26 protein-coding genes are annotated in these 25,177 nt (G+C 30.3%); all 26 read right to left on the bottom strand.

The genetic code is table 11. The features are described from left to right. Position 1 precedes the first annotated feature (1 nt). The 26 genes from yqeH to ACO5J6_RS01550 all read right to left on the bottom strand — a co-directional run bounded on the left by yqeH (position 2) and on the right by ACO5J6_RS01550 (position 25,148). The gene (gene yqeH / locus ACO5J6_RS01425) at positions 2-1,123 is read right to left on the bottom strand and encodes a ribosome biogenesis GTPase YqeH (protein WP_485641654.1); all 1,122 of its coding nucleotides are present in this window, start codon (positions 1,121-1,123) and stop codon (positions 2-4) included. A gap of 26 nt (positions 1,124-1,149) precedes the next feature. Then, positions 1,150-2,112 carry a site-specific tyrosine recombinase/integron integrase gene (xerA, locus tag ACO5J6_RS01430; protein ID WP_485641576.1) on the bottom strand — a complete coding sequence of 321 codons (963 nt, stop codon included), beginning with the start codon at positions 2,110-2,112 and terminating at the stop codon, positions 1,150-1,152. A gap of 12 nt (positions 2,113-2,124) precedes the next feature. Beyond that, positions 2,125-4,533 carry a type I DNA topoisomerase gene (gene topA / locus ACO5J6_RS01435; RefSeq protein ID WP_485641577.1) on the bottom strand — a complete coding sequence of 803 codons (2,409 nt, stop codon included), beginning with the start codon at positions 4,531-4,533 and terminating at the stop codon, positions 2,125-2,127. A 112-nt stretch (positions 4,534-4,645) separates the two neighbouring features. Next, positions 4,646-5,716: a DNA-processing protein DprA gene (dprA, locus tag ACO5J6_RS01440; protein ID WP_485641578.1), complete on the bottom strand. Its 1,071-nt coding sequence runs from the start codon at positions 5,714-5,716 to the stop codon at positions 4,646-4,648. Between the two features lie 83 nt (positions 5,717-5,799). After that, positions 5,800-6,597 carry a tetratricopeptide repeat protein gene (locus ACO5J6_RS01445; protein ID WP_485641579.1) on the bottom strand — a complete coding sequence of 266 codons (798 nt, stop codon included), beginning with the start codon at positions 6,595-6,597 and terminating at the stop codon, positions 5,800-5,802. 97 nt (positions 6,598-6,694) lie between these two features. Then, positions 6,695-8,083 (bottom strand): asparagine--tRNA ligase, encoded by a 1,389-nt coding sequence (asnS, locus tag ACO5J6_RS01450; protein ID WP_485641655.1) that lies wholly within the window; start codon positions 8,081-8,083, stop codon positions 6,695-6,697. A 178-nt stretch (positions 8,084-8,261) separates the two neighbouring features. Beyond that, positions 8,262-8,555: a 50S ribosomal protein L27 gene (rpmA, locus tag ACO5J6_RS01455; RefSeq protein ID WP_485641580.1), complete on the bottom strand. Its 294-nt coding sequence runs from the start codon at positions 8,553-8,555 to the stop codon at positions 8,262-8,264. Between the two features lie 3 nt (positions 8,556-8,558). Beyond that, on the bottom strand, positions 8,559-8,894 hold the full coding sequence (locus ACO5J6_RS01460) for a ribosomal-processing cysteine protease Prp (protein ID WP_485641581.1): 336 nt from the start codon (positions 8,892-8,894) through the stop codon (positions 8,559-8,561). Between the two features lie 25 nt (positions 8,895-8,919). Next, the gene (gene rplU, locus ACO5J6_RS01465; RefSeq protein WP_485641582.1) at positions 8,920-9,228 is read right to left on the bottom strand and encodes a 50S ribosomal protein L21; all 309 of its coding nucleotides are present in this window, start codon (positions 9,226-9,228) and stop codon (positions 8,920-8,922) included. Positions 9,229-9,426: 198 nt separating this feature from the next. Next, on the bottom strand, positions 9,427-10,146 hold the full coding sequence (trmB, locus tag ACO5J6_RS01470) for a tRNA (guanosine(46)-N7)-methyltransferase TrmB (RefSeq protein WP_485641656.1): 720 nt from the start codon (positions 10,144-10,146) through the stop codon (positions 9,427-9,429). A 109-nt stretch (positions 10,147-10,255) separates the two neighbouring features. Next, positions 10,256-11,521, bottom strand: coding sequence for a 3-deoxy-D-manno-octulosonic acid transferase (locus tag ACO5J6_RS01475; protein WP_485641583.1), 1,266 nt, complete (start codon positions 11,519-11,521; stop codon positions 10,256-10,258). A 121-nt stretch (positions 11,522-11,642) separates the two neighbouring features. Further along, positions 11,643-11,918 carry an HU family DNA-binding protein gene (locus ACO5J6_RS01480; RefSeq protein WP_485641584.1) on the bottom strand — a complete coding sequence of 92 codons (276 nt, stop codon included), beginning with the start codon at positions 11,916-11,918 and terminating at the stop codon, positions 11,643-11,645. 153 nt (positions 11,919-12,071) lie between these two features. After that, complete coding sequence (gene cmk / locus ACO5J6_RS01485; protein WP_485641585.1) at positions 12,072-12,734, bottom strand: (d)CMP kinase; 663 nt, start codon at positions 12,732-12,734, stop codon at positions 12,072-12,074. A 2-nt stretch (positions 12,735-12,736) separates the two neighbouring features. After that, on the bottom strand, positions 12,737-13,663 hold the full coding sequence (gene prmA, locus ACO5J6_RS01490) for a 50S ribosomal protein L11 methyltransferase (RefSeq protein ID WP_485641586.1): 927 nt from the start codon (positions 13,661-13,663) through the stop codon (positions 12,737-12,739). Between the two features lie 2 nt (positions 13,664-13,665). After that, a complete protein-coding gene (locus ACO5J6_RS01495; RefSeq protein WP_485641587.1) occupies positions 13,666-14,445 on the bottom strand; it encodes a TIGR00282 family metallophosphoesterase in 780 nt (259 codons plus the stop codon). Then, on the bottom strand, positions 14,442-15,566 hold the full coding sequence (locus ACO5J6_RS01500) for a YARHG domain-containing protein (protein ID WP_485641588.1): 1,125 nt from the start codon (positions 15,564-15,566) through the stop codon (positions 14,442-14,444). Before ACO5J6_RS01500 ends, ACO5J6_RS01495 begins: the two co-directional genes overlap by 4 nt. Positions 15,567-15,862: 296 nt before the next feature. Next, positions 15,863-17,437: a ribonuclease Y gene (gene rny, locus ACO5J6_RS01505; protein ID WP_485641589.1), complete on the bottom strand. Its 1,575-nt coding sequence runs from the start codon at positions 17,435-17,437 to the stop codon at positions 15,863-15,865. A 12-nt stretch (positions 17,438-17,449) separates the two neighbouring features. After that, positions 17,450-17,839, bottom strand: coding sequence for a hypothetical protein (locus ACO5J6_RS01510; protein ID WP_485641590.1), 390 nt, complete (start codon positions 17,837-17,839; stop codon positions 17,450-17,452). Between the two features lie 97 nt (positions 17,840-17,936). Continuing rightward, complete coding sequence (locus ACO5J6_RS01515; RefSeq protein ID WP_485641591.1) at positions 17,937-18,791, bottom strand: lysophospholipid acyltransferase family protein; 855 nt, start codon at positions 18,789-18,791, stop codon at positions 17,937-17,939. Positions 18,792-18,963: 172 nt separating this feature from the next. Then, positions 18,964-19,227 (bottom strand): 30S ribosomal protein S15, encoded by a 264-nt coding sequence (rpsO, locus tag ACO5J6_RS01520; protein ID WP_485641592.1) that lies wholly within the window; start codon positions 19,225-19,227, stop codon positions 18,964-18,966. Positions 19,228-19,366: 139 nt separating this feature from the next. After that, positions 19,367-19,855 carry a TlpA family protein disulfide reductase gene (locus ACO5J6_RS01525; RefSeq protein WP_485641593.1) on the bottom strand — a complete coding sequence of 163 codons (489 nt, stop codon included), beginning with the start codon at positions 19,853-19,855 and terminating at the stop codon, positions 19,367-19,369. Between the two features lie 70 nt (positions 19,856-19,925). Then, a complete protein-coding gene (locus ACO5J6_RS01530) occupies positions 19,926-21,317 on the bottom strand; it encodes a tetratricopeptide repeat protein (RefSeq protein ID WP_485641594.1) in 1,392 nt (463 codons plus the stop codon). 38 nt (positions 21,318-21,355) lie between these two features. After that, a complete protein-coding gene (metG, locus tag ACO5J6_RS01535) occupies positions 21,356-23,257 on the bottom strand; it encodes a methionine--tRNA ligase (protein WP_485641595.1) in 1,902 nt (633 codons plus the stop codon). Between the two features lie 25 nt (positions 23,258-23,282). Next, positions 23,283-23,945 carry a lysophospholipid acyltransferase family protein gene (locus ACO5J6_RS01540; RefSeq protein ID WP_485641596.1) on the bottom strand — a complete coding sequence of 221 codons (663 nt, stop codon included), beginning with the start codon at positions 23,943-23,945 and terminating at the stop codon, positions 23,283-23,285. A gap of 109 nt (positions 23,946-24,054) precedes the next feature. Further along, positions 24,055-24,627 carry a TetR/AcrR family transcriptional regulator gene (locus ACO5J6_RS01545; protein ID WP_485641597.1) on the bottom strand — a complete coding sequence of 191 codons (573 nt, stop codon included), beginning with the start codon at positions 24,625-24,627 and terminating at the stop codon, positions 24,055-24,057. Positions 24,628-24,668: 41 nt separating this feature from the next. After that, complete coding sequence (locus tag ACO5J6_RS01550) at positions 24,669-25,148, bottom strand: dihydrofolate reductase (RefSeq protein WP_485641598.1); 480 nt, start codon at positions 25,146-25,148, stop codon at positions 24,669-24,671. Positions 25,149-25,177 lie beyond the last annotated feature (29 nt).

Here is a 25,177-nt window from a genome sequence, read left to right on the forward strand (position 1 = left end):
ATTATTTTCTGCCTTTAAATATGGCAGGTCTTACGATCACTTTAGCGTATTCCGGAACCGTGAGTTCTATTTTCAGAGGACCTCTTTTTACATTAACCCAACCTAGACCCGCTATTACTAAATCTTCATTTTCCTGAATTTCTACAATATGGGTTATAAATTTATTCTGTAAATATTTATCTTTTTCTTTTCCTTGAACTAATTCAAAAAAATCTCCGTTTAACAGTTCCTCTATTCTTTCTTCCTTAGTAATATGAAACTTTACATTTTTAGAGGAATACACTGAAAATATAGGTTTATAATTTTCTTCATTTGTATTCCTGTTTTTCAATATTTTAAATCTGCAAAAAACGTCAAACATAAAGACTTTATTTTCTTCGGGTTTAAAAGTTTTTCTTGAAATTTCTCCTGACGGTACTAATTTTAGTCCTGTTTCCACACTTATCAAATCGGAAATTCTCCCTTCGGGGATTAATCCCGGTGTATCAGTTATTGTGATGTCTGTTTTCGGTATCTTATTACTGATAGCTTTTAAAGTTGTTCCCGAATATTTGGATGTAGTTATCCTGTCTTTTCCAAGTAAAAGATTTATTACCGAAGATTTTCCCACATTGGAAGCTCCCATTACAACTGCTTTTACCTTTTTATCAGGGAAAAGATTTTTAATTTTTCTTATAATCCCGTTTACTCCATATTTATTTTTTGCACTTAGAAAACCGATATCGTCAGGGACTATATCTTCTTCGATTAGTCTTTCCTTTACCCAGTCCGCTATTTCCGCAGGATGTATAAATTCGGGCAGCAAATCTATCTTGTTTATAAGTATTATTGACCTGTAATCTCTCAAATAATCAAGTATTTCCTGAGTAAATGATCCTTCAAAATCGATAATATCAAATATAGGAAGTATTATATCAGCTTTTTTTATGCTATCTGAAACTTCTTTCGAGTAATCTTCTTTTTTCAGATTATTTCCTATATTTTGACCGTAGTTTTTTATTTTATAACATCTCTGACAAAGTAAATTTTCTTCTGTCATAAATTTTTCTTCAGGAACATATCCTTCCCTATTTTTATCTTCAAACTGCAATTCTATACCGCAGCCTGCACATTTTTTAAAAATCAATTTTTCCTCCGTCTTTATTTTATTTACTCTTTTGCCAGCGGATGAGTATTCATATACACATCTTTTAAAAATGCCTTACTTACATGAGTATATACCTGCGTTGTAGAAATACTGCTATGTCCTAATAATTCCTGTAAATATCTTATATCTACACCGTTATTCAGTAACTCTGTTGCAAAAGTATGTCTGAACACATGGGGAGTTACTTCTTTCTGTAGACCTGCTTTTTTAGCATAATCGGCTATCAATCTTCTCAATGACCTTGTGGTAAGCTTTTCCCCTCTGCTATTTGTAAATATGGTATCTTTAGTGTAATTGGAATATTTTCTCTTTTTTTCTCCTATATATTTTTCGAGCCATTTTTTAGTATTTTCACTGAAAAATGTAATTCTCTCCTTATTTCCTTTTCCTATAACTCTTATTTCACGCTCTTCGATATTTACCATATATTCATTTAGGTCTATAAGCTCGCTTGCCCTTATTCCACTCGAATATAAAAGCTCAATTATAAGCCTGTCTCTTATACCGGTTATTTTTTCAGTATTTACCGCATCTCTTAATTTGTTTATATCTTCTTTATTCAGAACATTAGGCAGTTCTTTTTCAAACTTGGGCATCGTTATATACGCCACTTTATTAGTTTTCACTATTTTTTTTTCCTGAAGATATTTAAAAAACGTTCTTAATGCCGAAATTTTTCTATTTATACTTCGTTTAGATACTGATTTTTGAATGTTATTTTTGCTATTTTCTTTATCTCCCGAATTCAGATATGCTATAAAAGACCTGAAAGTCATTGTCTCTACTTCTTCAAAATCTTTTATTTCCTCATATTCATTGAGGTAATCTATAAACTGCATTATATCTTTTTTATAACTTTTTATTGTGTTGTAGCTTTTTCCTATAACTACTTCTTCGTAATAAAGAAATTTATCTATATACGCTTTCAGATTATCCTTTTCATTATAATTTTTTAAATCTTCCATACAGATACTCCATTACTTATCTTTTGAAACTGATTTTCGTGTTGTTTTCTTTTTTGTCGTTGTTTTTTTCTTAGTCGATTTAGTTTCAGCAGATTTTGTCCTGCTCTTTTTAGTTTCTTTTTCCACTATTTTTTTAGCGACCGTTTTTTTAGCCGTTGTCTTTTTCTTTGAAGAAGCCGATTTTGATTTCGGTATCGCTCTTATATTTTTACATTCGGGATAACCTGTACAAGCTAAAAACTTACCAAATCTTCCCATTTTTATTTCAAAAGGACGTCCGCACTTTTCACATACTCCTGCTTCTTCTATTATTCTTTTATCCTCATTTATGATAGCAGTTATCTCATCATTTATCTGCAATATACCGTTTATTTCATTAAGTGTACCTTTTTTTAGTTTCTGTTTTATAGGCAGAGGTAGAGACATCCTTTTTTGGTCATTTTCATAATCCTCACTTTCAAGATATTCTCCAAATCTTCCTTTTTTTATCATATATCTTTTATTATTTTCAGTAAAGAAATCTGTAGGGATACCTTTTTTCTCCGCCTGAAGTTTTTTCACTTCATCTTTTATAAATATTTTTCCCGCTTCAATTTGTTCAGGGTCTATGGATATCCCTTTCAATGTTATCTTTTCTTCGGGATTTGACTCGCAGACAAGATATTTTCCAAATCTTCCGGTTTTCAGAAGCATAGGTTCCGTACCGTTTAAACATAGGACATCTGATTCTATTTTTCTGTCTTTCAGTCTTTCTATTTCTTTTTCATATTCTTTCAAATGAATTTCCAGTGAATTATAAAACTTTCTGAGCAGTTCTACCCATTTTATACTTCCTTCTTCAATTTCATCCAAATTTTCTTCCATATTTGCTGTAAATTTTACATTCATTATATCCTGAAAATTTTTTTCCAATTCATTTTTCACTTCATAACCTAAAAAAGTCGGATGAAATCTTTTTTCGATAACTTCGACATATTCCCTTGTTTTAAGAGTTTCGACTATGGAAGCATAAGTGGACGGTCTTCCAATCCCCTCTGATTCAAGTTTTTTTACAAGAGTAGCTTCTGAATATCTTGTAGGCGGTTTTGTAATTCCTTCTTCTATATTCAGTTTTTCTATCGGATAACTGTCTCCTTCTTTCAATTCAGGAAAATCAGAAGTTTTTATTTCGTCTTCTTCTTTGAATATTTTATAATATCCGTCAAATATGACTTTATTTATAGTTCCTCTAAATCTGTAATCTTTGTTTATACCATTTATCTGCATCTGTTCATATTTCATCGCAGCAAACTGTGATACAAGAAATCTGTTCCATATGAGTTTATACAGTTTATACTGGTCATTTGTAAGATATTCCTTTATTTCTTCGGGGTCAAGGTTTATATCTGACGGTCTTATCCCCTCATGGGCGTCCTGAACATTGGACTTGGAATTTTTTGTAACATAAAATCCTACATATTCTTTTCCATATTTATTAGTAATATATTCTTTCGCCATATTTATGGCATCCATGGACACTCTCGTAGAGTCCGTTCTCATATATGTTATAAGTCCTTTGTTTTCACCGTTAATAGAAAGACCCTCATATAGCTGCTGGGCTATTCTCATAGTTTTTGTCGCCCCGTAACCCAAATAAGATGATGCCAACTGCTGAAGTGTACTCGTCTTGAAAACTAAAGGAGGTCTTTGACTTTTTTTCTTTATTTCTATACTGTCCAGAGTTAATGACTTTCCTTTTAGTTCTTTTTCAAGTTTTTTTATGATTTTCTCATCAAAAATTTTATCTACTTTTTCTCCAAGTATTTCGACGAGATTTAAATTTATCCCATTTTCCAATAATGCACTCACTTCCCAGTATTTTTGAGGAACGAAGCTTTTTATTTCATCTTCCAATTCACAGATAAGTTTAAGAGCTACTGACTGGACACGTCCTGCACTGGCGTTTTTATTTATAGTTTTCCATAACAGTGGACTTATTTTATATCCCACTATTCTATCTAAAAGCCTTCTCGCCTGCTGGGCATTTACAAGATTTTCATTTATATTTCTTGGATTTTTGATTGCATTGTTTACTGCTGTCTTTGTTATTTCATTAAATTCTATTCTTTTAGTCTTTTTAGGTTCTTTTATGTAATTGGATATATGCCATGCTATTGCTTCCCCTTCCCTGTCCTGATCAGAAGCAAGATAGATTACATCGGCTTTTTTTGATTTTTCCTTAAGTTTTTTTAAAACTTCACCTTTTCCTTTTATGACCTGATATTTAGGCTCAAAATTATTTTCTATATCTATACCTATTTTTGTCTTGGGCAAATCAATGACATGACCATAAGAAGCCGTAACCTCATAACCTTTACCCAATATTTTTTCAATTGTTTTTGCTTTGGACGGCGACTCCACAATAACAAGTTTTTTTGCCAAAACTCTCACCTCAAATTTCTTATAAATTGTATATTTTAGATTATTTGCAAGGACCTATTATCACTTATATTATTTATATTATTATTTATACTATTTCTATCATTTGTGATTTTTAGACTATTCTTATATATCTAGCAGTACCCGTTTCCGTTATCAGCCCTTTGATTTTTAAACTCATAAGAATAGATAAAATATGATTTAGAGGTATTTCGTCCTGAATGTCTTTCATAATTTCTTCAAGACTTCTTTCCTCATTTATATATTCAAATAATTTTTTTTCTTCTTCATTTAATTTTGCTGCTTTACTTTTCTCTTTGCTTATATCCCATAAAAATTCTTTTGCTATATCATCAGCACAGGTAATAAGCTTCGCCTTATTTCCCTTTATCAGATTATTACAGCCTTCAAAAGACGGATAGTTTATAAATCCGGGGATAGCAAATATTTCTCTGTTCATTGAAAAACCAAGTTCTGCTGTTATCAGGGAACCTCCAGTTTTAAAGCTTTCAGCTATTATTATCCCGTCTGAAAGTCCCGCTATTATTCTATTTCTTCTTGGAAAATTCCATTTTAGCGGCTCTGTTCCCAGAGGATATTCGCTTATAATTATACCATTTTCGCTTATTCTTTCCCACAACATTTTATTTTCATAAGGATATACAATATCAAGACCACTTCCCACTACAGCTACCGTATTCCCGTTTTTTTCTGAATAAGTAGTCAGTGCTATTGTATCAATCCCTTCAGCAAGACCGCTAATCAGATTTACATTATAATTCAGAAGCTCCTTTACAATTTTCTCACAGGAACTTTTTCCAAATTTTGTAACTCTTCTTGTCCCTACTACTGCTATATTTTTTCTCTGATTATCACTCAGATTTATATTTTGATTAAGTGCTTTTCCTTTCACATATAAAAACAGGGGATAATCAATGATTTCTTTCAATTTCTTCGGATATTCCCTATCATTCGCATTAATTATCCTAATCCTGTTTTTATTATATAAATCCTGTTCTTTACTTATATCCGTATTTTTCGTTTTTTCAAGCAATCTCTTCAAATCATTATTAAAAAGCCTGAAATTTTCCTCAAGGAAAAGTTCGTCGTAATTCTTATAGTAGCTCATAAGTTTTCTGATATGAGTATCTTTCATACCTATTTCCCTAAGTTTTAACCACCCCATAAATTAATCCCCCAATTAATTTTTATTACAGTTTTATTTATGTTCTTTATTCTATATAATTGCTTTTATTATTCAAGCTTATATTATTTACTGTTTGTGATTACTTCATTCAATATAGCAATCTCCCTTGAAACTTCCCTGTCGGGATTTGTTGCCGAATAAGAACGCAGATATTCAAGGGCTTTAGCATATTCACCTTTTCCTTTGTAAGCTATTCCTATCCCTAATTTTGCTTGGGATTCCCCTGGTGCCGAAGCCAGTATTCTGTTGTAATAATCTATAGACTGGTCATAATTCCCCATAAGTCTTGAACTTATCGCAACTACATAAAGATTTCTTATATCTCCTGACCTGTCTTTTTTCGCTAAATTGGCAGCTCTTTCAAATAATCCGTCTTTAAAATATAACTGACACAGCTGAAAAATCGTACTGGCATCTCTTTTTGCAAGAGCAGCACTTTCATAGCTGTTATATGTGTTGAATTTTGAACCGTCAGAAACATCATCAGTTTGAGTAACAGGAGCAGTACCTGTATCAGCTGTTGTTGCATTTGGGTCTCCGTTTTGAGTCGCTTCGGATATTATTTTGTCGATTTCCGACTGGGTATTTTGTCCCTGTTGCTGATTATTCGGTTGTTGCTGTGTCTGACCATTTTTTTTCTGAGCTATTTCATTTAATAAATTTTGTATCGAAGCTTTTTCCTGCGGTGTTATATTCGGGTCATTCAGAAGTTTTCTCGCATCCTGCTCGGCTTTGTCATACTTCCCTTTCTGTATAAGATTATCTATCGTCTGGATTTTTCCTAACAAATCCCCTTTTACTGTCATTGCAACAGTAAATATCAGCATTAAACTTAATGCAATTTTTCTAAATTTTTTCATATTCCCTCCGTTTCAGTATCATCTTAAACATAAGACAATTCTATTCCCCACTATTTTAAATGATTATACTTAGAATTTTATTAAATTAAATATATAATTAAAATTCAAGATTTTTAGTTGTTCTCGGGAAAGGTATTACATCCCTTATATTTGTCATTCCTGTTATATACATCAACATTCTGTCAAATCCCAGTCCAAATCCCGAATGAGGTACACTCCCATATCTTCTTAAGTCCAGATACCACCAGTAGTCTTCTTCTTTCAGTCCCATTTTATGAATCTTTTCCAAAAGAATATCGTAGTTATCTTCCCTTTGACTTCCTCCTACTATTTCTCCTATTCCCGGTGCTAATAAATCTACGGCTCTTACCGTTTTTCCATCCTCATTCAACTTCATATAGAATGCTTTTATATCTTTAGGATAATCCGTTACGAATACCGGTTTTTTAAAATGTTTTTCAGCCAGATACCTTTCATGCTCGGTCTGTAAATCAATTCCCCATTCAACTTTATATTCAAACTTCTGCTTTGTATTTTTCAGAATTTCGATAGCTTCAGTATAAGTTATTCTCTCAAAATTGGAATTTACAAGTGTATCAAGCCTTTCAAACAGTTCCTTGTCGATAAATTTATTAAAGAACTCCATTTCTTCTTTAGCATTTTCCATAACATATTTTACAATATATTTTATCATTTCTTCGATTATATCCATATTCACGTCTAAATCCGCAAATGCAATCTCAGGTTCCATCATCCAGAATTCAGCTGCATGTTTAGGTGTATTGGAATTTTCGGCTCTAAATGTAGGACCAAATGTATAAGTATTTTTAAATGCTGTACAAAATGTTTCGACATTCAGCTGTCCGCTCACTGTCAGATTGGACTCTTTCCCGAAAAAATCCTGTCTGAAATCTATATCACCTTTTTCTGTTTTCGGAAGCTTTTCCAAATCCAATGTTGTCAGTCTGAACATTTCTCCTGCACCTTCAGCATCACTACCTGTAATTATAGGTGTCTGAACATATACAAAATTTTTCTCCTGAAAGAACTTGTGTATTGCATAAGCCAGCATGGATCTTACTCTAAATACTGCAAAAAACGTATTTGTTCTTGGTCTTAAATGAGCAATAGTTCTCAAAAATTCAAATGTATGTTTTTTATTTTGCAAAGGATAATCAGAATCCGATTTGTTATAAATTTCGACTTTATCAGCTTTTATCTCATAATCCTGTCCTTTTCCTTCCGACTTCACTAATTTCCCGTAAACTTTAACAGATGAAGAAATTGTCAATTTTGATATTTCTTCAAAATTAGGTAATGTTTCGTCTATGACAACTTGAATTCCGTTAAAAAATGTACCGTCATTCAATTCTATAAATCCAAAAGTTTTCTGACTTCTTATTTTTTTTATCCAGCCATTCAGTTCTATTTCTTTATCCAAATATTTTTCAGGGTTCAATTGCAACTCTCTTAATTCTAATAACATTTTTTCTATGCGATAATTCATATCGCATAACTCCTTTCTGTAATTTCTGATTTTTATTAAATTATATCATATTATCGGACGAATTTTAAGAAAAATATTATAAATTCTCTTTTCTAATAAAATAAAAAAGACAAATCTTTATAAGATTTTGCCTTTTTTTGTTTATTTCCAGTTATTATTAAGCTTCTTTTTTTTCAGCGTATATGCTTACTCTTTTTTTACCTTTTCCGAAATTTTCAAATTTTACATATCCGTCAGTCAATGCGAATAATGTATAATCTTTTCCTAATCCGGCATTTGTTCCGGCGTGAAATTTAGTTCCTCTTTGTCTAACTATTATATTTCCCGCTTTTACTAATTCACCGTCATATTTTTTTACACCTAAGTATTTAGGATTGGAATCTCTTCCGTTTCTTGTAGAACCTTGTCCTTTTTTTGAGGCAAATAACTGTAAGTTTAATTTTAATATCATTTTTTATACCTCCCTTATTTTTAAATTTACATATTTTTCATATATTTTGGATACTTCCTGTAAGTATAAAAACATTGCTTCAGTCAGAATATCGGCTTTATCATATTCTTCATTACTTAATTCGGACTTTTCCAAATCACAGAAAATGTATCCTTCTTTTTCAGTATATTTAAGATTTTTCAGCTTCAATACTTCAAGCAATCCGTTCAACGTCATTTGAGCTACTGCCGATACTGCCGAACAGATTATATCCTGCCCATATTCTTTAAAATCCGCATGACCTTTAATTTCAAAATATACAATTCTTTTACTTTTTTTTCTGATTTCTATTCTTATCATTGAAATTCAGCTTTCCGACTTAATATTAAGCATTGATTGATTTGATTTCAATAGTTGTATATTGTTGTCTGTGTCCTTTTTTTCTGTAATAAGTTTTTTTATTGTATTTGAAATTAATCTTCTTTTTACCTTTTCCGTGTTCTTTAACTGTAGCAACAACAGAAGCGGAATTTACTAATGGAGTTCCGACAGTTACGTTATCTCCTTCTCCGATTAATAAAACTTCTTTAATTTCTACATCTGAATCTACTTCAGCGGCTAATTTTTCAACTTTTAATACAGTTCCAACTTCAACTTTATACTGTTTTCCACCTGTTTTTATTACTGCAAACATTATGTTCACCTCCAAAATTTCAAAATCGCTAAATTATAGGTATTAGCCACCCAATTTATGCGTATACTGTAATAATATAGCATATTTTATTATTTTTGTCAATTTTGAATTTTTTAAAATTCTATATATTTTTAGATATTTTTTTCAAATTTTTATAAAAATTTTTTCTTACCCTGTAGTTAATATAATAATTACTTTTTATTTTTTCTTTTCTATCTCCACATATTTTATATTCATCTTATGCTTACTTAGAAACATCTGCTCAAACTCAGTTTTTATATTTTCTTTAGCTTTTTCAGTATTATGTAAATCATCAGTATGATAGACAATATTATATCCGCTAATGTTATTTACCAGCTCAAGCACATCTTCATAATACTTCTTATGGTCTGTTTTGAAATACAGTTTCCCGCCTGTTTTTAAGATTGTATCCAGTTTTTCAAACAATTCTCTGCTTATAATTCTTTTATGTTCTTCTCCTTCCCAAGGGTCAGGAAAATTAATGTATATTCCTGATATTTCATTTTCATCTATAAAATCAAGTATTGTTTCTCCTCTTTTTCTTATAAATAATATATTTTTCAAGTTTCTTTTCTTTGATTTTCTTGCTCCCATTACAAGTCTTTTAAATCTCAACTCGAGAGCTATATAATTTCTGTCCTGAAATTTTTCTGCATTCCCCACTGTAAAATTTCCACTTCCGCAACCTATTTCAAGATATATATCATTCTCATTTTTAAAATATTTTTGCCATTTCCCTCTATGACTGTTCACTTCTTCATTATCATATATAAGATATTCAGGATATTCAGTCATTTCATACATATATTTATTATAGTTTTTTTTAGGTTTTTCAAAAAAATATTGCCATATTTCCTTCCTGTTTTCTTCCGATTTTTCATTTACTTTTTCATCCATTTTTTCGCCAATTTCTTTTATTTCCAATTTTTATTTCCTTTCATTATTTTATATAAAATTCAGAATCTATACAAAATTTATTATTTTATACAGTATTCATATAATTTTTCTATTTATACAGTTCTTTTAAAATTTTATCTATTTCATTATTTTTTCTAAAAAATTCCGAAGTATCTATGATTTCCGATTTCTTTAAATATTCTATTATCTCATCCTTATTTTTTACTATTTTTATAAAATTCATTTTTTCCGCTTCTTTCACAATTTCCTCTATATTCTGATAATACTGACCTATTATGGGCATTTTTCCATAATAAAGAGGCTCCAGAACAGAATGACCTCCTATATTTACAAGAGTTCCTCCTACAAACACAAAATCCGCAAGCTGATAAAAATCTCTCAATATTCCTATTTTATCAACTATGATAATATCACTTTTTTCTTTTTCCGAAAATAATGAATAGCTTTTCTTATTATTGTCAGAAATTTGACTTATTCCAAATTGTCCTGTATCTGACTGTTTTATATCGGTTTCTTTTATGTCGTTAATAATTTCATGTATTCTTTCCAAATGTCTCGGTACAAATATTAACTGGTATTCATTATCCCTGTTTATTTCCCTGAATACTTCAAGCCAGATTTTTTCTTCTCCCGGACGTGTACTTCCGCACACTATTATTTTTCTGTTGTCAATTATATAGTTTTCCTTATAATTTTTCCTCTTATCTTCGGAAAGTATTTCATATTTTATGGAATATTTTAAATTTTTAAATACATATATTTTTTCTTTTTCCACTCCTAAATTTAAATATCTTGTTTTATCTTCTTCACTTTGTACCATTATTTTTTTTGCCTTATTCAGTATCTTTTTTATTAAAAATTTTATTTTGAGGTATGTTTTTAAATTCTTTTCCGTGAGTCTGCCGTTTAATATATAAAGTTCCGAATATTTTTTGGAAACTGAATATAGATTCGGCCAGATTTCAGTTTCAATTATGATTGTCTTTTTTATTTGGAATGTCATATATAATTTTTTCAATAAAAAATAATCATCTAACGGAAAATATATTATCTTTATATTTTCATTATTTTCATAAGTCTTTTTTATTGCTTCTTTTCCTGTATCAGTCATAACGGATATTATTATTTTCTCATTTTTTTTCAGCAGCTGCTCTATCAGTTCTTTTGACAGGTTAAATTCCCCTACGGAAGACATATGTATAAATACTGCTTTTTCATCTTCTTTCAGAAAATCCTGATTTTTCAGATTTTGAGATAATCTTTTGCAAAAAAATTTTCTTATTTTCCTGTTAAATATGGAAACTATAAAAATTATCATATATAAAAAATATCTCAGTATATTGTATATTATCATTTTTTCTCCGATTTATAACAATGTTTTTACATAATTATATCATATTTCAATCTTTAAAAAAAGAAAAGACTGCCTTAACAGGTTTAATCCTGTTAAAACAGCCCGATAATTTTTAAATTTACTATTTAGCTACTTTATCAGCTAATTTTTTACCAACTTTAAATTTAACTACTTTTTTAGCAGCTATTTTGATTTCTTTTCCTGTTTGAGGATTTCTTCCTGTTCTTGCAGCTCTTTTTTGTACTCCGAATGTTCCCCATCCGACAAATTGAACAGTTTCTCCTTTAACTAAAGCTTTTTCAACAGTTCCTAAGAATTCGTTTACTAATTCTTCAGCTCTTTTTTTAGTTTCTCCAGTTGATTTTGCGTAAGCCTCTACAAATTCTTTTTTTGACATATTATTGACCTCCATATATTTCTTTTTATTTTATTTTCATAGATATTATACACTATTTTTTTTATTTGTCCAGCTTTTTTTTGACTTAGATAGTTATTTGAAGGTTCAAATGCAGTATTTATAACGTATTTTTTAAATATAATTTTTAATTTTTCATATTTTTTTATTAACTTGTTGAATTTTATATATATTTAAAATTTCTTTTTTTACTTCCTCTATACTTTTAGCGGTAGTATCGACTTCAACTGCATCGGCTGCCTTTTTTAAAGGAGTAATCTCCCTTGTGGAATCCAGTTTATCCCTATCCGCTATGTTTTTATAGATTTCTTCAAAAGAAACTTTTTGACCTTTTTCGAGCATTTCTCTGTATCTTCTTTCGGCTCTTTCTTTGAGGTCTGCCACTAAATATATTTTTATATCCGCATTTGGAAAAACAACAGTTCCTATGTCCCTTCCGTCAAGTATGACATCTTTCGATTGGGAAAATTTTCTTTGCAAATCCACCATTTTTTCTCTTACTTCTTTAATAGCTGCGACTTTCGAGACATTTTTCGACACATCCGATTTTCTTATTTCTTCGCTGACATCTTTTCCGTCAAGGAAGAAACTTTCCTTATCTATATTAATATTTAGATTTTGAAGTAATTTTTCTATTTTTTTCTTGTCTTCAAAAGAAACTTTTTCATTCAGCAGTTTCAATGTAAACATACGATACATTGCTCCCGTATCAAGATATATCAGGTTTAAATCTTTGGCAACCAATTTTGAAATAGTGCTTTTTCCACTTCCTGCAGGGCCGTCAATGGCAATTATCATTTTTATTCTCCTTCATATTTAAAAACTAAAGATACCCAGTTGTTTTTTTCATTTCTGTCAATATTTTTTAATTTGTATAATTCTGTTTTTTCAACAAATTCTTCTTCTTTTTCTTTTAAAATTCCCGAAAATATTACAATAGCATTCTTTTCCAGTACTTTTTCAATATTTTCAAGCAATTCAATCAATACATCTACTAATATATTTGATACAACTATATCATATTTGTCGTTTATATTGTCGACAAGATTTCCTATAACAATTTCAAAATTTTCAAAAATATCATTTTTTCTAAAATTTTCTTTTACTACTTCCTCGACTTTGTTATCAATGTCTATTCCTGTTACATTGTCTATTCCGATTTTTTTTCCGATTAGCATTAGAATTCCTGAACCGCAGCCAATATCAAGTAACTTTTTTCTTCCGTTCGAATATTTTTCGAGAAATTCCACACATAGACTTGTAGTTTCGTGAGTTCCCGTTCCGAAAGCCATTCCCGGGTCTATTTCGATGATTTTTTCATTTCCTGTCGCTTCATAGCTGTCCCAGCTTGGTTTTATAATTATATTATCAGTTATTTTTACAGTATGAAAATATTTTTTCCATTCATCTTTCCAGTCGTCGTCAGAACATCGGGAAGTATATATTTCATATCCAAAATCTTCATTTTCATCAGCATATTTTTCAAGATTTTCATTTATTATTTTGAGTTTTGAGCCTGAAAATCTGTTGTCGATTATATATCCTGCAATACTCCATATTTTATTTTCATTTTTAAAATTTCTGTTATAATCCAGTGAATTATCTGAAAAATAATCTATAGCTTCAGTTTCTTTTATTCCTATTTCTTCAAAAATATTTATAATTTTCCCTTTAGAAATCGCTGAATTATCTGAAAAATAATCTACTTTGACTTTTATCCATTTCATTATCAGACCTCATTATAATGCATATTAATTCTTTTTATAGATTCGGCTTTTCCTGTATTTTCATTGATTTCGACTTCTATACCGTTTATCTTTACATTTTCATCACAGACCGAATATCTCGAGGGCATACCGTCTTTAAATTTCTGTAGGCTTTCCTTTTTATTCATCCCAAGTACTCCGTCATGACCTCCTGTCATTCCTATGTCGGTTATATAAGCTGTTCCTCCTGGCAATATTCTTTCATCAGCGGTTTGGACGTGGGTATGTGTTCCGTATACTAATGAAGCTTTTCCGTTTAAATTCCAGCCCATTGCCTGTTTTTCCGATGTTGCTTCTCCATGAAAATCAAGGATGACAATGTTGGTCTCTTTTAATATTTCGGGAATTATTTCATCCAGTGCCAGAAAAGGACAGGCAATAGGAGGCATAAACACTTTTGCTTGGGCATTTATGACGGCTATCTTTTTACCTTTTTTTTCAACTATTGTATAACCTTTTCCGGGAGCTTCCTTTGCAAAGTTTATAGGTCTTATCATTCTTTTCTCTTCGTTTATGTACGTGTATATTTCCTTTTTATCCCAACTATGATTTCCTAAAGTAATTACATCGGCTCCACGGGCAAACATCTGGTCTGCTATCTTTCCTGTTATCCCGAATCCACCGGCAGAATTTTCCCCGTTTACTATAATAAAATCATAATCCTGCTTTCTTTTCTCTAAATATTTGAAAAGGATATTTCTTCCCGGTTCTCCGACTATGTCTCCTATTACTAAAAATTTCATTTTTTCCCTCTTTCTTTTAACACTTTATCGGCGTTTTCCCTCATTTTCATAAAATCATCAATTTTTACTTCCTTACTTATCGGATAATACCATATAAACTGGGAAAAATAATCTTTTATTTCCTTTTTTGAAAAATCATATCCTGCCTCGGCATAAGGATAATTTCTTACGATTTCCAGTTCTTTATCTGTGAGTTTCTTCAAATCTTCTTCAGAATTCATAAAAGAATATTTATCAGCTATTTTATATCCTTTTGATGTTTTATCCGCTTCTCCGTAATATTGAACTCTGAAATTTTTTATTTCCTTCATTCTAAATTCCTCATCAGGAGAAAAATTTAATGTCTTATATCTGATATATCCATTTTTCAGTCTTGCATATACAATTTCAGGAATTTTTTCTTTCGATTTAGTATAATTAGCCTTTATATAGTCCATTTTTCCTTCTCCTACAAGCTCCCAATTTATTTTTTTATTATTTTTCCAGAAACTATAAGGTAAAGTGATAAATCTGTTTCCCGGCTCGATAATTAATTCAAAGTCATCCACTTTTTTATTTTTCCATTTGGAAATAGTTGTCCATACATATTCATAATCGACTCTTCCCACTCCTCCGGAACCTGAATAGTGATAACTGTGTTCTACAATATTTTCACCTTTTTTTAAATTTGCTTCAAAAAAATAGATGTAACTGTCTTTATATTTTTTTACATTATATTTTTTAATTTCTTCTTTACTTAAAGGATTTTTCTTATAAAATGCACTCATCTTTTCGACATTGGATTTTATAGTTTTTCCATTTACTACAGTTGCAAAATCTTTAAAGTGCATTTTTCCGTCCCAGTTATAATTATCATACTCTTCATCAAATCCTCCCTCGGGAGTGATAAATCCTATAATTTTCTTTTTAGCTTCGGGACTGTTAAAAACAAAACTCACGTTGACAATCATTCCATCATCAGTTATTTTCATTCTGATTACTTCTTTTTTTATAGAAACCTCTGAAATTTCAATAGGTATAATATGCTCTCCCCGAGATTGAAATTCCCAGTCATTTGCGAAAGCTGTAAACGCTAATAATAAAAATAGAAAGCATGACAATACTTTAATTCCTTTTTCCATATTTCTACATCTCCTTTAAATTTTAACTGTAATATTTATTATATTTATTTCATTATATCATCTTTTTTTATGTTTTTTATTCATATATCACAAATAATATATCATATAAACATTAAAGAAAAATGAGAAATTTCATTTTAATATTTTTATAAAATTGATTTTCAACCTTTGGAACGGTTTTATGTAAATAAAACAGGGATTATCTTAAATTAGAATTATCTTCAGAATTAGAGATATTTGTAATTTTTAAGTAATCCCTTTGATTTATTATTTCATTTTATTATTTTCCATATTAATTATTTTGCGTATTCTACCGCTCTTGTTTCTCTTATAACTGTTACTTTTATTTGTCCCGGATACTGCATTTTTTCTTCTATCTCTTTTGCGACTTCCCTTGACAGAATAACTGCCTTATCATCATTTATCTGGTCAGGATGGACAATCAGTCTTAATTCTCTTCCTGCCTGAATTGCATAAGAACTTTCAATTCCTTCATGACTATTCGCTATTTCTTCGAGCTGCTCCAGTCTTTTCAGATAATTTGATAATGTTTCCCTTCTTGCTCCCGGCCTTGAAGCGGAAATAGAATCCGCTGCCTGAACGAGTACAGCTTCCACACTTAACTGTTCTACTTCATCATGGTGAGCTTCAACTGCGTTTATTACTATTTCATTTTCCTTGGAGAATTTTCTCAAAAATTCTCCTCCATTTATTGCGTGTGAACCCTCCTGTTCATGGGAAAAAGCTTTTCCTATGTCATGGAGCAGTCCTGCCCTTTTTGCTACATCTACATTGGCTCCCACTTCTGCCGCCAATGCCGCTGCAATATGTGCTACTTCTATAGAATGCTGCAATATATTTTGTCCAAATGATGTTCTGAATTTCAGTCTTCCGAATACTTTCAATACCTCCCTTGGGAGTGTCGGTATTCCTACTTCGAGTATTGCCTGCTCGGCTGCTTCCAGCACACTTTCCTCAACTTCATCCTGAGCTTTCTGAACTACTTCCTCTATTTTTGTAGGGTGTATTCTTCCGTCAGAAATCAATTTTTCAAGGGCTATCCTTGCCACTTCCCTTCTGACACCGTCAAAGGATGAGAGAACTACCGCTTCTGGAGTATCGTCTATTATCAAATCTACACCTGTTGCTGCTTCTATTGCTCTTATATTTCTTCCTTCCCGTCCAATTATTCTTCCTTTCATTTCTTCACTTGGAAGCTGTATAACGGAGATTGTCGAATCTACTACATAATCGGCAGAAGCCTTTCCTATTGCAGTTGAGATAATTCTTTTGGATATTCTGTCTTTTTCCCTGTCAAGATTATACTCAAAATCCCTTATGAGAAGAGCTTTATCATGGTCAAGTTCATTCTCAAGTCTTGTTAATATTATTTTTGAAGCGTCTTCTTTTGTTAATCCTGAAATTCTTTCAAGTTCTCTCGATTCTTTCTGAATAAGTTCATTTAATTCAATTTCTTTTCTTGAGATTTTTTCCCGCTGTCTCTCAACTTTTGTTTCTTTTTCTTCAAGTTTTTCCATTTTAGTTTCAAGAGTTTCTTCTTTTTTAGCAAGTCTTTCTTCTTTTGAAACTATTTCAGATTTCATTTTCTTTATTTCTTCATCTGCTATTTTTTTTTCATTCAGCAGTGTTTCTTTTACTTTTAGTGTTTCTTCTTTTTTAAATGATTCTATTTCTCTTTCAACTTCTTTTTTAGATGATTCCAATCTTCTTTTTGCATCAACTATTCTTAATTCTAACTCACTGAGTTCCCCATATTTTTTTTTGAAAACGGAGCTTCCAAAAAAATAGGCTATAGAAAAAGCTAAAAAAGAAAAAATGACAATCAATAATATTACTATTGATAACGGCATACTTCTCCTTTCTTATTTTTTTTCCGCTACATCTGAAATTTTCCATTGTCCATCTTCATTTGTCATTTTCCATTTTACTATATAATAATTGCTTTCCGAGCCGTAATTTATAACCATTACGCTGGTAGCCCTGTTTTTTGAAATAGCTTTTACCTCTGAAAATATAAATGTCAATTTTGAAAGGTCATATTTCTTAATATTATTTAAAATAATATTATTTTTAAATGTAGGTAAAAAAAATTCTTCTAATTTATCATATTTATTAAAATTTGCAGCTTCTTTTAATTCTACAACAGTATCTGTAATCTCTGTATTGATTTTATCAGTCTCAATACGAGTTAAATTAACAGTAGTGCAATTTATAAAAATCAACAAAATTGGTAGAAATAAATATTTTTTCATATTTTCCTCCAAAAATTTCGCTATTCTAATTTTATCATACTTTTTTTTGTTATTCAAGACTATAAAATAATTAAATTGTTTTTTTTGAGTTTGTTTTTCAATTTCTCCATCTATTATGTTGCCACATATACTGCCCTGGATACTCCCTTATTATTTCCTCAAATTTATAAAATATTTTCTGCATATTAAAATTTACCGTTTCTTTCAAATTTTCTTTTTTTTCTATTTCTATAATTTCCTTATTTATAATTTTTATTTTATTTCCTTCAAATACTGAATAAGCAAGCACAATAGGAACTTTATATTTCAATCCCAACAGGACAGGTCCTGACACTGCCGTAGTTTTTCTTCCGAAATATTCTACCTGAATATCGGAAGCAAAATGGTCTGAAGCCAGAGCAATTATAGTCTTATTTCTAAGTGCATTATTCAAGTTTTCCGTATCTCTTAGAGCTATTGGATTTAGCCCGCCTTCTTCACGCCATTTATTCATTAAATCGTTTAATTTTCTGTTTTTTTGCTTTCTGAATACCGCATAGAACTTTCTTATATTTCTCATTACACTTCCCGCTTCAAATCCTCCTAAATGCAATGAAACTATTATCACAGCTTTATCATTATTTTTAGTCGCTTCGAGCATAAGCTCCCCATTTTCCACATAAGTATTTCCATTTGAAGTAATTTCTTTCAAATAAATGGAAGTCATTATCATCTTTCCCATTGTACGATAAGATTCTTTTGCTATATTTATTATTTCTTTTTCTTCTTTCTCGGGAAAAGCCTGTTTTATATTATTTATTGTGAGTTCTCTTCTCCTTTTTATCAAATAATATCCTAACATTCCCATATTTTCAAAAAATTTATATCTAAATTTCAACGGAAAAATGGACATAATATTCTTAAAAAGAATAACTATCCCACCTGTAATATTCTCTCTTAAGTTATACTTCATAAATTTATCTCCTTCAATTTATATTAAAAATATATATGGTAAAAAATATATTTTATTATTTTATTAAATATTATTTATCAAAATTTTATATTTCTGGGACAGTTTCTTTAGATAAAAGAGAGCATATTACCTACGCTCTCTTTTCTTTTGAAAATATATCAATATTTATTAACTATTTTCTTATTCCTAATTTTTCAATTAACTCTCTGTAGTTGTCCACGTTTTTATTTTTAACATAGTTTAACAGTCTTCTTCTTTTACCTACCATTTTTAGCAAACCTACCCTTGAGTGGACATCTTTAGGATGTATTCTCAAATGTTCCGTCAGATGATTAATTCTCTCAGTAAGCAGAGCTATCTGAACGTCTGATGAACCTGTATCCTGTGCATTTTTACCGAATTGGTTGATGATTTCCTGTTTTGATTTCATTGCCATTTATATTTCCTCCTATTTTTTATTATTTAATCCAAGAACATAGTGGCAAACTTATGTTCATAGAAAAAATTCAAGTTATGATACCATATTTAGCATTATTTGTAAAGCTATTTATTATCTTATAATTAGTTTATTATAATTATTTTGTAAATTCTTCTACGAGTAAATCATAGCTTACTTCACCCTTGTATACTTTTCCTATTTTATCTCCGTCTATTTTCAAATTAAAAGGAAATGCTTGCACCTTAAAACCTGAAAGTATTTCATTCTGACTGTCATAAAACGCAGGAAATGTATATTCATTATTCTTTATATATTCCTTTACTGCTTCAAGACTTGAATTTACTTTTGAATACACCACTACTACATTTACTTTGTCTTTATATTCATCATAAAATTTCTGAACTTCCGGTGCTTCGGACCTACAATGAGGACACCACTCCGCTGCTACTATAAATAACGTTTTTTTACCGTCTTTTAAAAATTCAGAACTTTCATGTTTTTTACCATTTAAATCTTCCAGCTGAAAATTAGGCACCTTTTCATTAGGTTCAACTTTTGCTGAAAATTCTTTGCTACATCCTACTGCAAAAATCATTATCATTATTAAAAATAATATTTTTTTCATTGTACACCTCTTATTTTAATTTTTTATAATTTTACTTTATTTTTCTTTTATTTCTTTTTGAATTTTACTTTTATATACTTATAAATGCTTCGTATTCAGGTTCCAGCTGGTAACCATACTCTTTTGCCATTTTAAAATACAGTTTTGCCTTGTTTTTATCTTTTTTATTATAATAATATACACCTAAATTATGAAAAGCTGTTTCATTCAGTCTGACTGCCGCTTTCAAGTTCCATATTCTGACATTTTTATCATTTTCGGGATAATATAGGCTCAAATCTACCATTGAATAATCATTTCCATTTTCTGCCAGTCTTTCCAAAATCTTTTTTGCATTTTTATTATTCTTAGGAGCTTTGTTTTTCTTATTTTTTTCAGTTTTCTCCTTTTCGGTTCTTTCAATCAGATTTGCAAGACTGTATCCTGATGAAATGGAGCCTAATGAATAAGCCTTTGCGTATATTTCTTTAGCTTTTTTAGTCTTTTTCTCTTCTTCGTAAAGTCTTCCTAAATAGAGCATTACGTCAATATCATTTTTATGTACGGCTTTCAGGTAGTTTTCTTCGGCTTTGTCAAACTTTTTAAGATTTTCATAGATAAAACCTTTATATCCTGTAATTAAACTGTCATCAGAGTTAGTATCTTCGAGGACTCTGATAGCAAGGTCATAATTTTTATTGTTATTTACAAGTTTATATGCCAGCTCAAATGATGCCAAATAATATCTGTTTTTGGCAAAAAGCTGATTATATATCTGGATAGCCTCTTCGTCTTTATTTTCCATTTCAAGCTTTTTTGCTTTGGAATATAATGCCGGAGGATATTTTTCAGCCACAAATTCTTTTAATATGTTATAGGACATATCATAATTGGAAAACTTTTCCAGAACCAAAGTTCCCAATTCTTTTTTCTCATCCGGATTTATTGTCCCATTTTTCAGCTTTTTATTCAGTTCTTCTATTTTCTTATATATTCCTGTCAAATTTTTATTATAATCATAGGAATACAATGAATACATCTCTCCCTGTTCTTTTCCCTTTTTCAGATACTCCTGTGCCTTTGTAAACTCAAGTTTATCCTGAAACATATTTCCCAATATATAATAAGCTCTATAATTCCCCTGTTTTGCAGCACTTTCAAGCATACTGATAATTTCCTTTTCATCGCCGCTTTTTTCCTGCATTATGAGAGCCTTATAATATTCGGCATTCCCTTTACTGTTATTTAAAAATTTATCGAAAAACTGTTCTCCCGAATTTTGCCAGTAAATATAAGCAAGTCCGAAAGCATCTGCATTACCCTCTTTTGCAGATTTTTCGAGATGTTTCGATATATATTCTTCATCTTTTTTTTCAAGAATTCCCAATAATCCTTTTTCCAGTGCATCATATCCTTTTTCAGACTTTGTACACGCTATAAATATTAGAGGAAATAAAATTATGCTCACTATAAATTTTTTCATAGTTATATTTTCATCATCCTTCACATTTTAAAATATTTTTACTTAATAGAAGTCCCTATTTTTACCTCATCAGGAATTTCAATCAGACGTATTTTTTTCTTTTCTGCTGCTGTCAGAAGCATTCCCTGAGAAATTTCTCCTTTCAAAGTTACAGGCTCCAAATTCAAAACAGCCATTACTTTTTTACCCACAAGTTCCTTCTCATCGGGATACCATTTGGCGATCCCTGATATTATCTGTCTTTTTTCAGTTCCCGTATTCACTATAAATTTCAATAATTTATCGGCATTTTTCACTTTATCCGCTTTCAGTATCTCTACAACTTTGATATCAACTTTTCCAAAATCATTAATCGTTATAGGATTTTCTATATGCAGATTTTCATTATATTCTTTTTTTTCTTCAGTTTCAATCTCTATTCTCGGAAACAGAGGTACTGCTTCATTCAGCTTATTTCCTACAGGATAGCTGCCCCATTTTTCGATATCTTTTAATTTTAATGTGCCAAAATCCACTTTTAATCCCAACTGTTCGACCATTTTTTCAGCAGTATCGGGCATAAATGGAGAAATCAGCAATGAAATTTTATATAACGAATCTACAAGATTATACATTACTGTTGACAATCTGTCCACATTTTTTTCATCTTTTGCCAAATTCCAAGGTTCACATTCATCGATATATTTGTTCATCTTTCCTATAAATTTCCATATATCTTTCAGAACTTCCGAAAACTGGAACTCATTCATATGAATATCCACATCAGTTAGTGTTTTTTTCCACAGTTCTTTTACTTCAATATCGTATTTATCTTCCACTTCGTTTAAAATTACTTCCGAATTAAAATATTTCTTTTGCATTCCTATTGTTCTGTTTAAAAGATTTCCCAAATCATTGGCTAAATCGGAGTTAATTCTCTGTATCATAGCTTTTTTGGAATAATCTGCATCCTGTCCGAAAGTAGCTTCCCTCATCAGGTAGTACCTGAATGCGTCCAATCCGTATTTTTCGATTTCTTCTTCAGGATTTACAACATTTCCCAAAGATTTGGACATTTTTTCTCCTTCCACAGTCCACCAGCCATGTGCTGCTACAGTGTCAGGTAATTTTATCCCTGCCGACATAAGCATTGCGGGCCATATTATAGCGTGAAATCTCAATATATCCTTTCCTATAACATGAGTTACCTTGCCATTTGACCATATTTCCTCAAATTTATTTTCATCTTTCTGAAATTCTGCACCTGTCAGATAAACAGTCAGTGCATCAAACCATACATATATTATATGTCCTTCTTCAATTTCAAGGGGTATACCCCAGTCAAAAGTAGTCCTCGATATTGATAAATCCTGTAATCCCTGTTTTATAAATGAAACGACTTCATTTTTTTTGCTTTCAGGCTTTATAAAATCAGGATTTTCTTCTATATATTTTAAAAGAGCATCCTGATATTTTGATAATCTGAAAAAATAAGAAACTTCCTTTACGTCTATTACTTCTTTCCCCATATATTTTCCGTCTACAAGTTGACTTTCAGGAACGAATGTTTCTTCGGAAACACTGTATTTTCCTATATATTCTCCTCTATATATATCACCTTTTTCATTTACTCTTTTTACTATTTCTTTTACACTGTTTATATGTCTTTCCTGAGTTGTTCTCAGGTAATCAGTATTGGATATATTCAGTTTTTTCCACAATGTAGTAAAATTTAGCGACATCCTGTCTACCCATTGCTGAGGCGTATATCCGTTTTTTTCAGCTGCTTCCTGTATTTTTTGACCATGCTCGTCTACTCCTGTCATAAACGAAACATCATATCCCTTTATTCTCTTATATCTTGCAATTACATCACATATAATTGTCGTATATGCCGTACCTACATGAGGAGCTGCATTGGGATAATATATCGGTGTCGTTATATAAAATGAATTGGACATTTTTTCTTCCTCCTGAGTTATTATTCTAAGTTATATTTTCATGTTTATTTTTTGTTATATACTTATTTCTGTATATTTCGTAAGCTCTTCTTCCTGCTTTATGAATATTGTTTTTAACAATTTCCGTTGCTTCTTTCATATTCATTTCTTTTGATATATAAAAAGGCTCTCCTATATAATGAATGTTTTTTGAAAAAGGCTTGGGAATTTCAAGTCTATCCCATATATTTCTAAATATCCATTTTTTATTACAGTAAGAACTTACCGGAAGCAAAGGCAATCCCGTTTTTTGAGCAATATATATCGCTCCCGCCTTAGGTTCAAATATTGGACCTTTAGGTCCGTCTATAGCTATTCCCAATGTATAACAGTCTTTTGCATATCTTACTGCTTCTTTCAGGCTTTTTATATTATCTTTATTGGAAGAACCTCTAATAAGTTCATTTCCCTCTCTCCTGAGCAGTTCTGCCAAAATCTCTCCGTCTTTTGAAGAACTTACTATAGAAGCTTTCTTTTTTATTATTCTTGTTGCGTTACATACTGTAAATATTTTTCTGTGCCAGAATACTACTATATTTTGTTTATCAATATCTACATTTTCTCCATAATAGTATTCTTTTTTAGTCATAAAACTTAGCATTCTGTAAATTCCATGAAAAATTATTCCCATAAGTTTATATTTATTCATAATTTCTCCGAATTTCATATTTTTTCAAATTTAATTATTTCGCAATCCGCTGTCTTTTTTCTATTTCTTAAATTAAATCTATTTTTTTCAAATCAGCTAACCATTTGAATTAGTCCAGTCCATGAAGCTGCCTAAAGTGTTTGGCTATATCAAGTATTCTGTTTTCAATAACTTCATTTGTCTGATCCATAATAGCATTTGTACATACTAAAGTTGCATATCCGTAAAGAAAATACCATAATCTGAGAACTGACAGTTTTGCTTCTTCTTCAGGTAATTGAGGAAAACTTTTCAGCAATTCTTCTTTTGTCAAAAGCTTTGTAATAGTTTCCTCAAATAAAGCTTTGAATCCTTTGGAACCGTCGAGAAAAATAGCTCTGTAAAGTTCTTTTTCCTCTCTTGCAAATACTACAAATCCTATAGCATTATTAAGTATTTTTCTTTCAACTTCCGTTTTATCAGTATAAATCGCATTTAGATATTCATTCAATTTTTCTTCAGCCAATCTTATAATCTCATCTTTCAGTTCTTCTATTGTAGAAAAATTTGCGTAGATTGGAGCTGTTGACCCCTTGAACTTACTGGCGATTTTCCTTGCACTTATATTTTTTATTCCTTCCTGTTTCATTATTTCATAAGTAGCTTTGATTATGTCCTTTTTGGTAAATTTTATTTTCGGCATAATTTCTCTCCCATTTATTTAAATATTTTATTTCTAATATTTTATTTCCTTCTGTACATACAAAATTTCCAATTTTCAAACTTTTTCTCTTCCATTTTTTCCCATTCATTATAATTTATTTCAGGAAAATAAGCATCTGCTTCACTATCTGAATATTCCATATAACTTATATACAATCTGTCCGCATAATTCAAAGCTGATTTATATATTTCTTCTCCTCCTATTATAAACACTTCTTCTTTCAAATTTTGAAAATCTTTTATTATTTTTCCAAAATCATCATATACTTCAATTTCTAATTTTTTCTCCCCCGCTTTTTTCTTCAAAGTTCTTGATACAACTATGTTTCTTCTGTCAGGCAGAGGTTTTCCTATGCTTTCAAAAGTTTTTCTTCCCATTATGACTGTTTTACCTGTAGTTATCTTTTTAAAATTTTTCAAATCTTCGGGAATATGCCATAACAGTTTATTCTTTTTACCTATTTCCCCATTTTTACCTATAGCTACTATTATACTAAACATATTACCCTTTCCTGTATTATTATAAAAAA

The organism is Pseudoleptotrichia sp. (genome assembly GCF_057270515.1).

What these genes read in the sequence shown, in the direction of transcription:
- xerA (WP_485641576.1), bottom strand. Translation starts at nt 2,112, where the DNA reads ATGGAAGATTTAAAAAATTATAATGAAAAGGATAATCTGAAAGCGTAT.
- dprA (WP_485641578.1), bottom strand. Translation starts at nt 5,716, where the DNA reads ATGGGGTGGTTAAAACTTAGGGAAATAGGTATGAAAGATACTCATATC.
- ACO5J6_RS01445 (WP_485641579.1), bottom strand. Translation starts at nt 6,597, where the DNA reads ATGAAAAAATTTAGAAAAATTGCATTAAGTTTAATGCTGATATTTACT.
- asnS (WP_485641655.1), bottom strand. Translation starts at nt 8,083, where the DNA reads ATGTTATTAGAATTAAGAGAGTTGCAATTGAACCCTGAAAAATATTTG.
- rpmA (WP_485641580.1), bottom strand. Translation starts at nt 8,555, where the DNA reads ATGATATTAAAATTAAACTTACAGTTATTTGCCTCAAAAAAAGGACAA.
- ACO5J6_RS01460 (WP_485641581.1), bottom strand. Translation starts at nt 8,894, where the DNA reads ATGATAAGAATAGAAATCAGAAAAAAAAGTAAAAGAATTGTATATTTT.
- rplU (WP_485641582.1), bottom strand. Translation starts at nt 9,228, where the DNA reads ATGTTTGCAGTAATAAAAACAGGTGGAAAACAGTATAAAGTTGAAGTT.
- trmB (WP_485641656.1), bottom strand. Translation starts at nt 10,146, where the DNA reads ATGGATGAAAAAGTAAATGAAAAATCGGAAGAAAACAGGAAGGAAATA.
- ACO5J6_RS01475 (WP_485641583.1), bottom strand. Translation starts at nt 11,521, where the DNA reads ATGATAATATACAATATACTGAGATATTTTTTATATATGATAATTTTT.
- ACO5J6_RS01480 (WP_485641584.1), bottom strand. Translation starts at nt 11,918, where the DNA reads ATGTCAAAAAAAGAATTTGTAGAGGCTTACGCAAAATCAACTGGAGAA.
- cmk (WP_485641585.1), bottom strand. Translation starts at nt 12,734, where the DNA reads ATGATAATTGCCATTGACGGCCCTGCAGGAAGTGGAAAAAGCACTATT.
- prmA (WP_485641586.1), bottom strand. Translation starts at nt 13,663, where the DNA reads ATGAAATGGATAAAAGTCAAAGTAGATTATTTTTCAGATAATTCAGCG.
- ACO5J6_RS01495 (WP_485641587.1), bottom strand. Translation starts at nt 14,445, where the DNA reads ATGAAATTTTTAGTAATAGGAGACATAGTCGGAGAACCGGGAAGAAAT.
- ACO5J6_RS01500 (WP_485641588.1), bottom strand. Translation starts at nt 15,566, where the DNA reads ATGGAAAAAGGAATTAAAGTATTGTCATGCTTTCTATTTTTATTATTA.
- rny (WP_485641589.1), bottom strand. Translation starts at nt 17,437, where the DNA reads ATGCCGTTATCAATAGTAATATTATTGATTGTCATTTTTTCTTTTTTA.
- ACO5J6_RS01510 (WP_485641590.1), bottom strand. Translation starts at nt 17,839, where the DNA reads ATGAAAAAATATTTATTTCTACCAATTTTGTTGATTTTTATAAATTGC.
- ACO5J6_RS01515 (WP_485641591.1), bottom strand. Translation starts at nt 18,791, where the DNA reads ATGAAGTATAACTTAAGAGAGAATATTACAGGTGGGATAGTTATTCTT.
- rpsO (WP_485641592.1), bottom strand. Translation starts at nt 19,227, where the DNA reads ATGGCAATGAAATCAAAACAGGAAATCATCAACCAATTCGGTAAAAAT.
- ACO5J6_RS01525 (WP_485641593.1), bottom strand. Translation starts at nt 19,855, where the DNA reads ATGAAAAAAATATTATTTTTAATAATGATAATGATTTTTGCAGTAGGA.
- ACO5J6_RS01530 (WP_485641594.1), bottom strand. Translation starts at nt 21,317, where the DNA reads ATGAAAAAATTTATAGTGAGCATAATTTTATTTCCTCTAATATTTATA.
- metG (WP_485641595.1), bottom strand. Translation starts at nt 23,257, where the DNA reads ATGTCCAATTCATTTTATATAACGACACCGATATATTATCCCAATGCA.
- ACO5J6_RS01540 (WP_485641596.1), bottom strand. Translation starts at nt 23,945, where the DNA reads ATGAATAAATATAAACTTATGGGAATAATTTTTCATGGAATTTACAGA.
- ACO5J6_RS01545 (WP_485641597.1), bottom strand. Translation starts at nt 24,627, where the DNA reads ATGCCGAAAATAAAATTTACCAAAAAGGACATAATCAAAGCTACTTAT.
- ACO5J6_RS01550 (WP_485641598.1), bottom strand. Translation starts at nt 25,148, where the DNA reads ATGTTTAGTATAATAGTAGCTATAGGTAAAAATGGGGAAATAGGTAAA.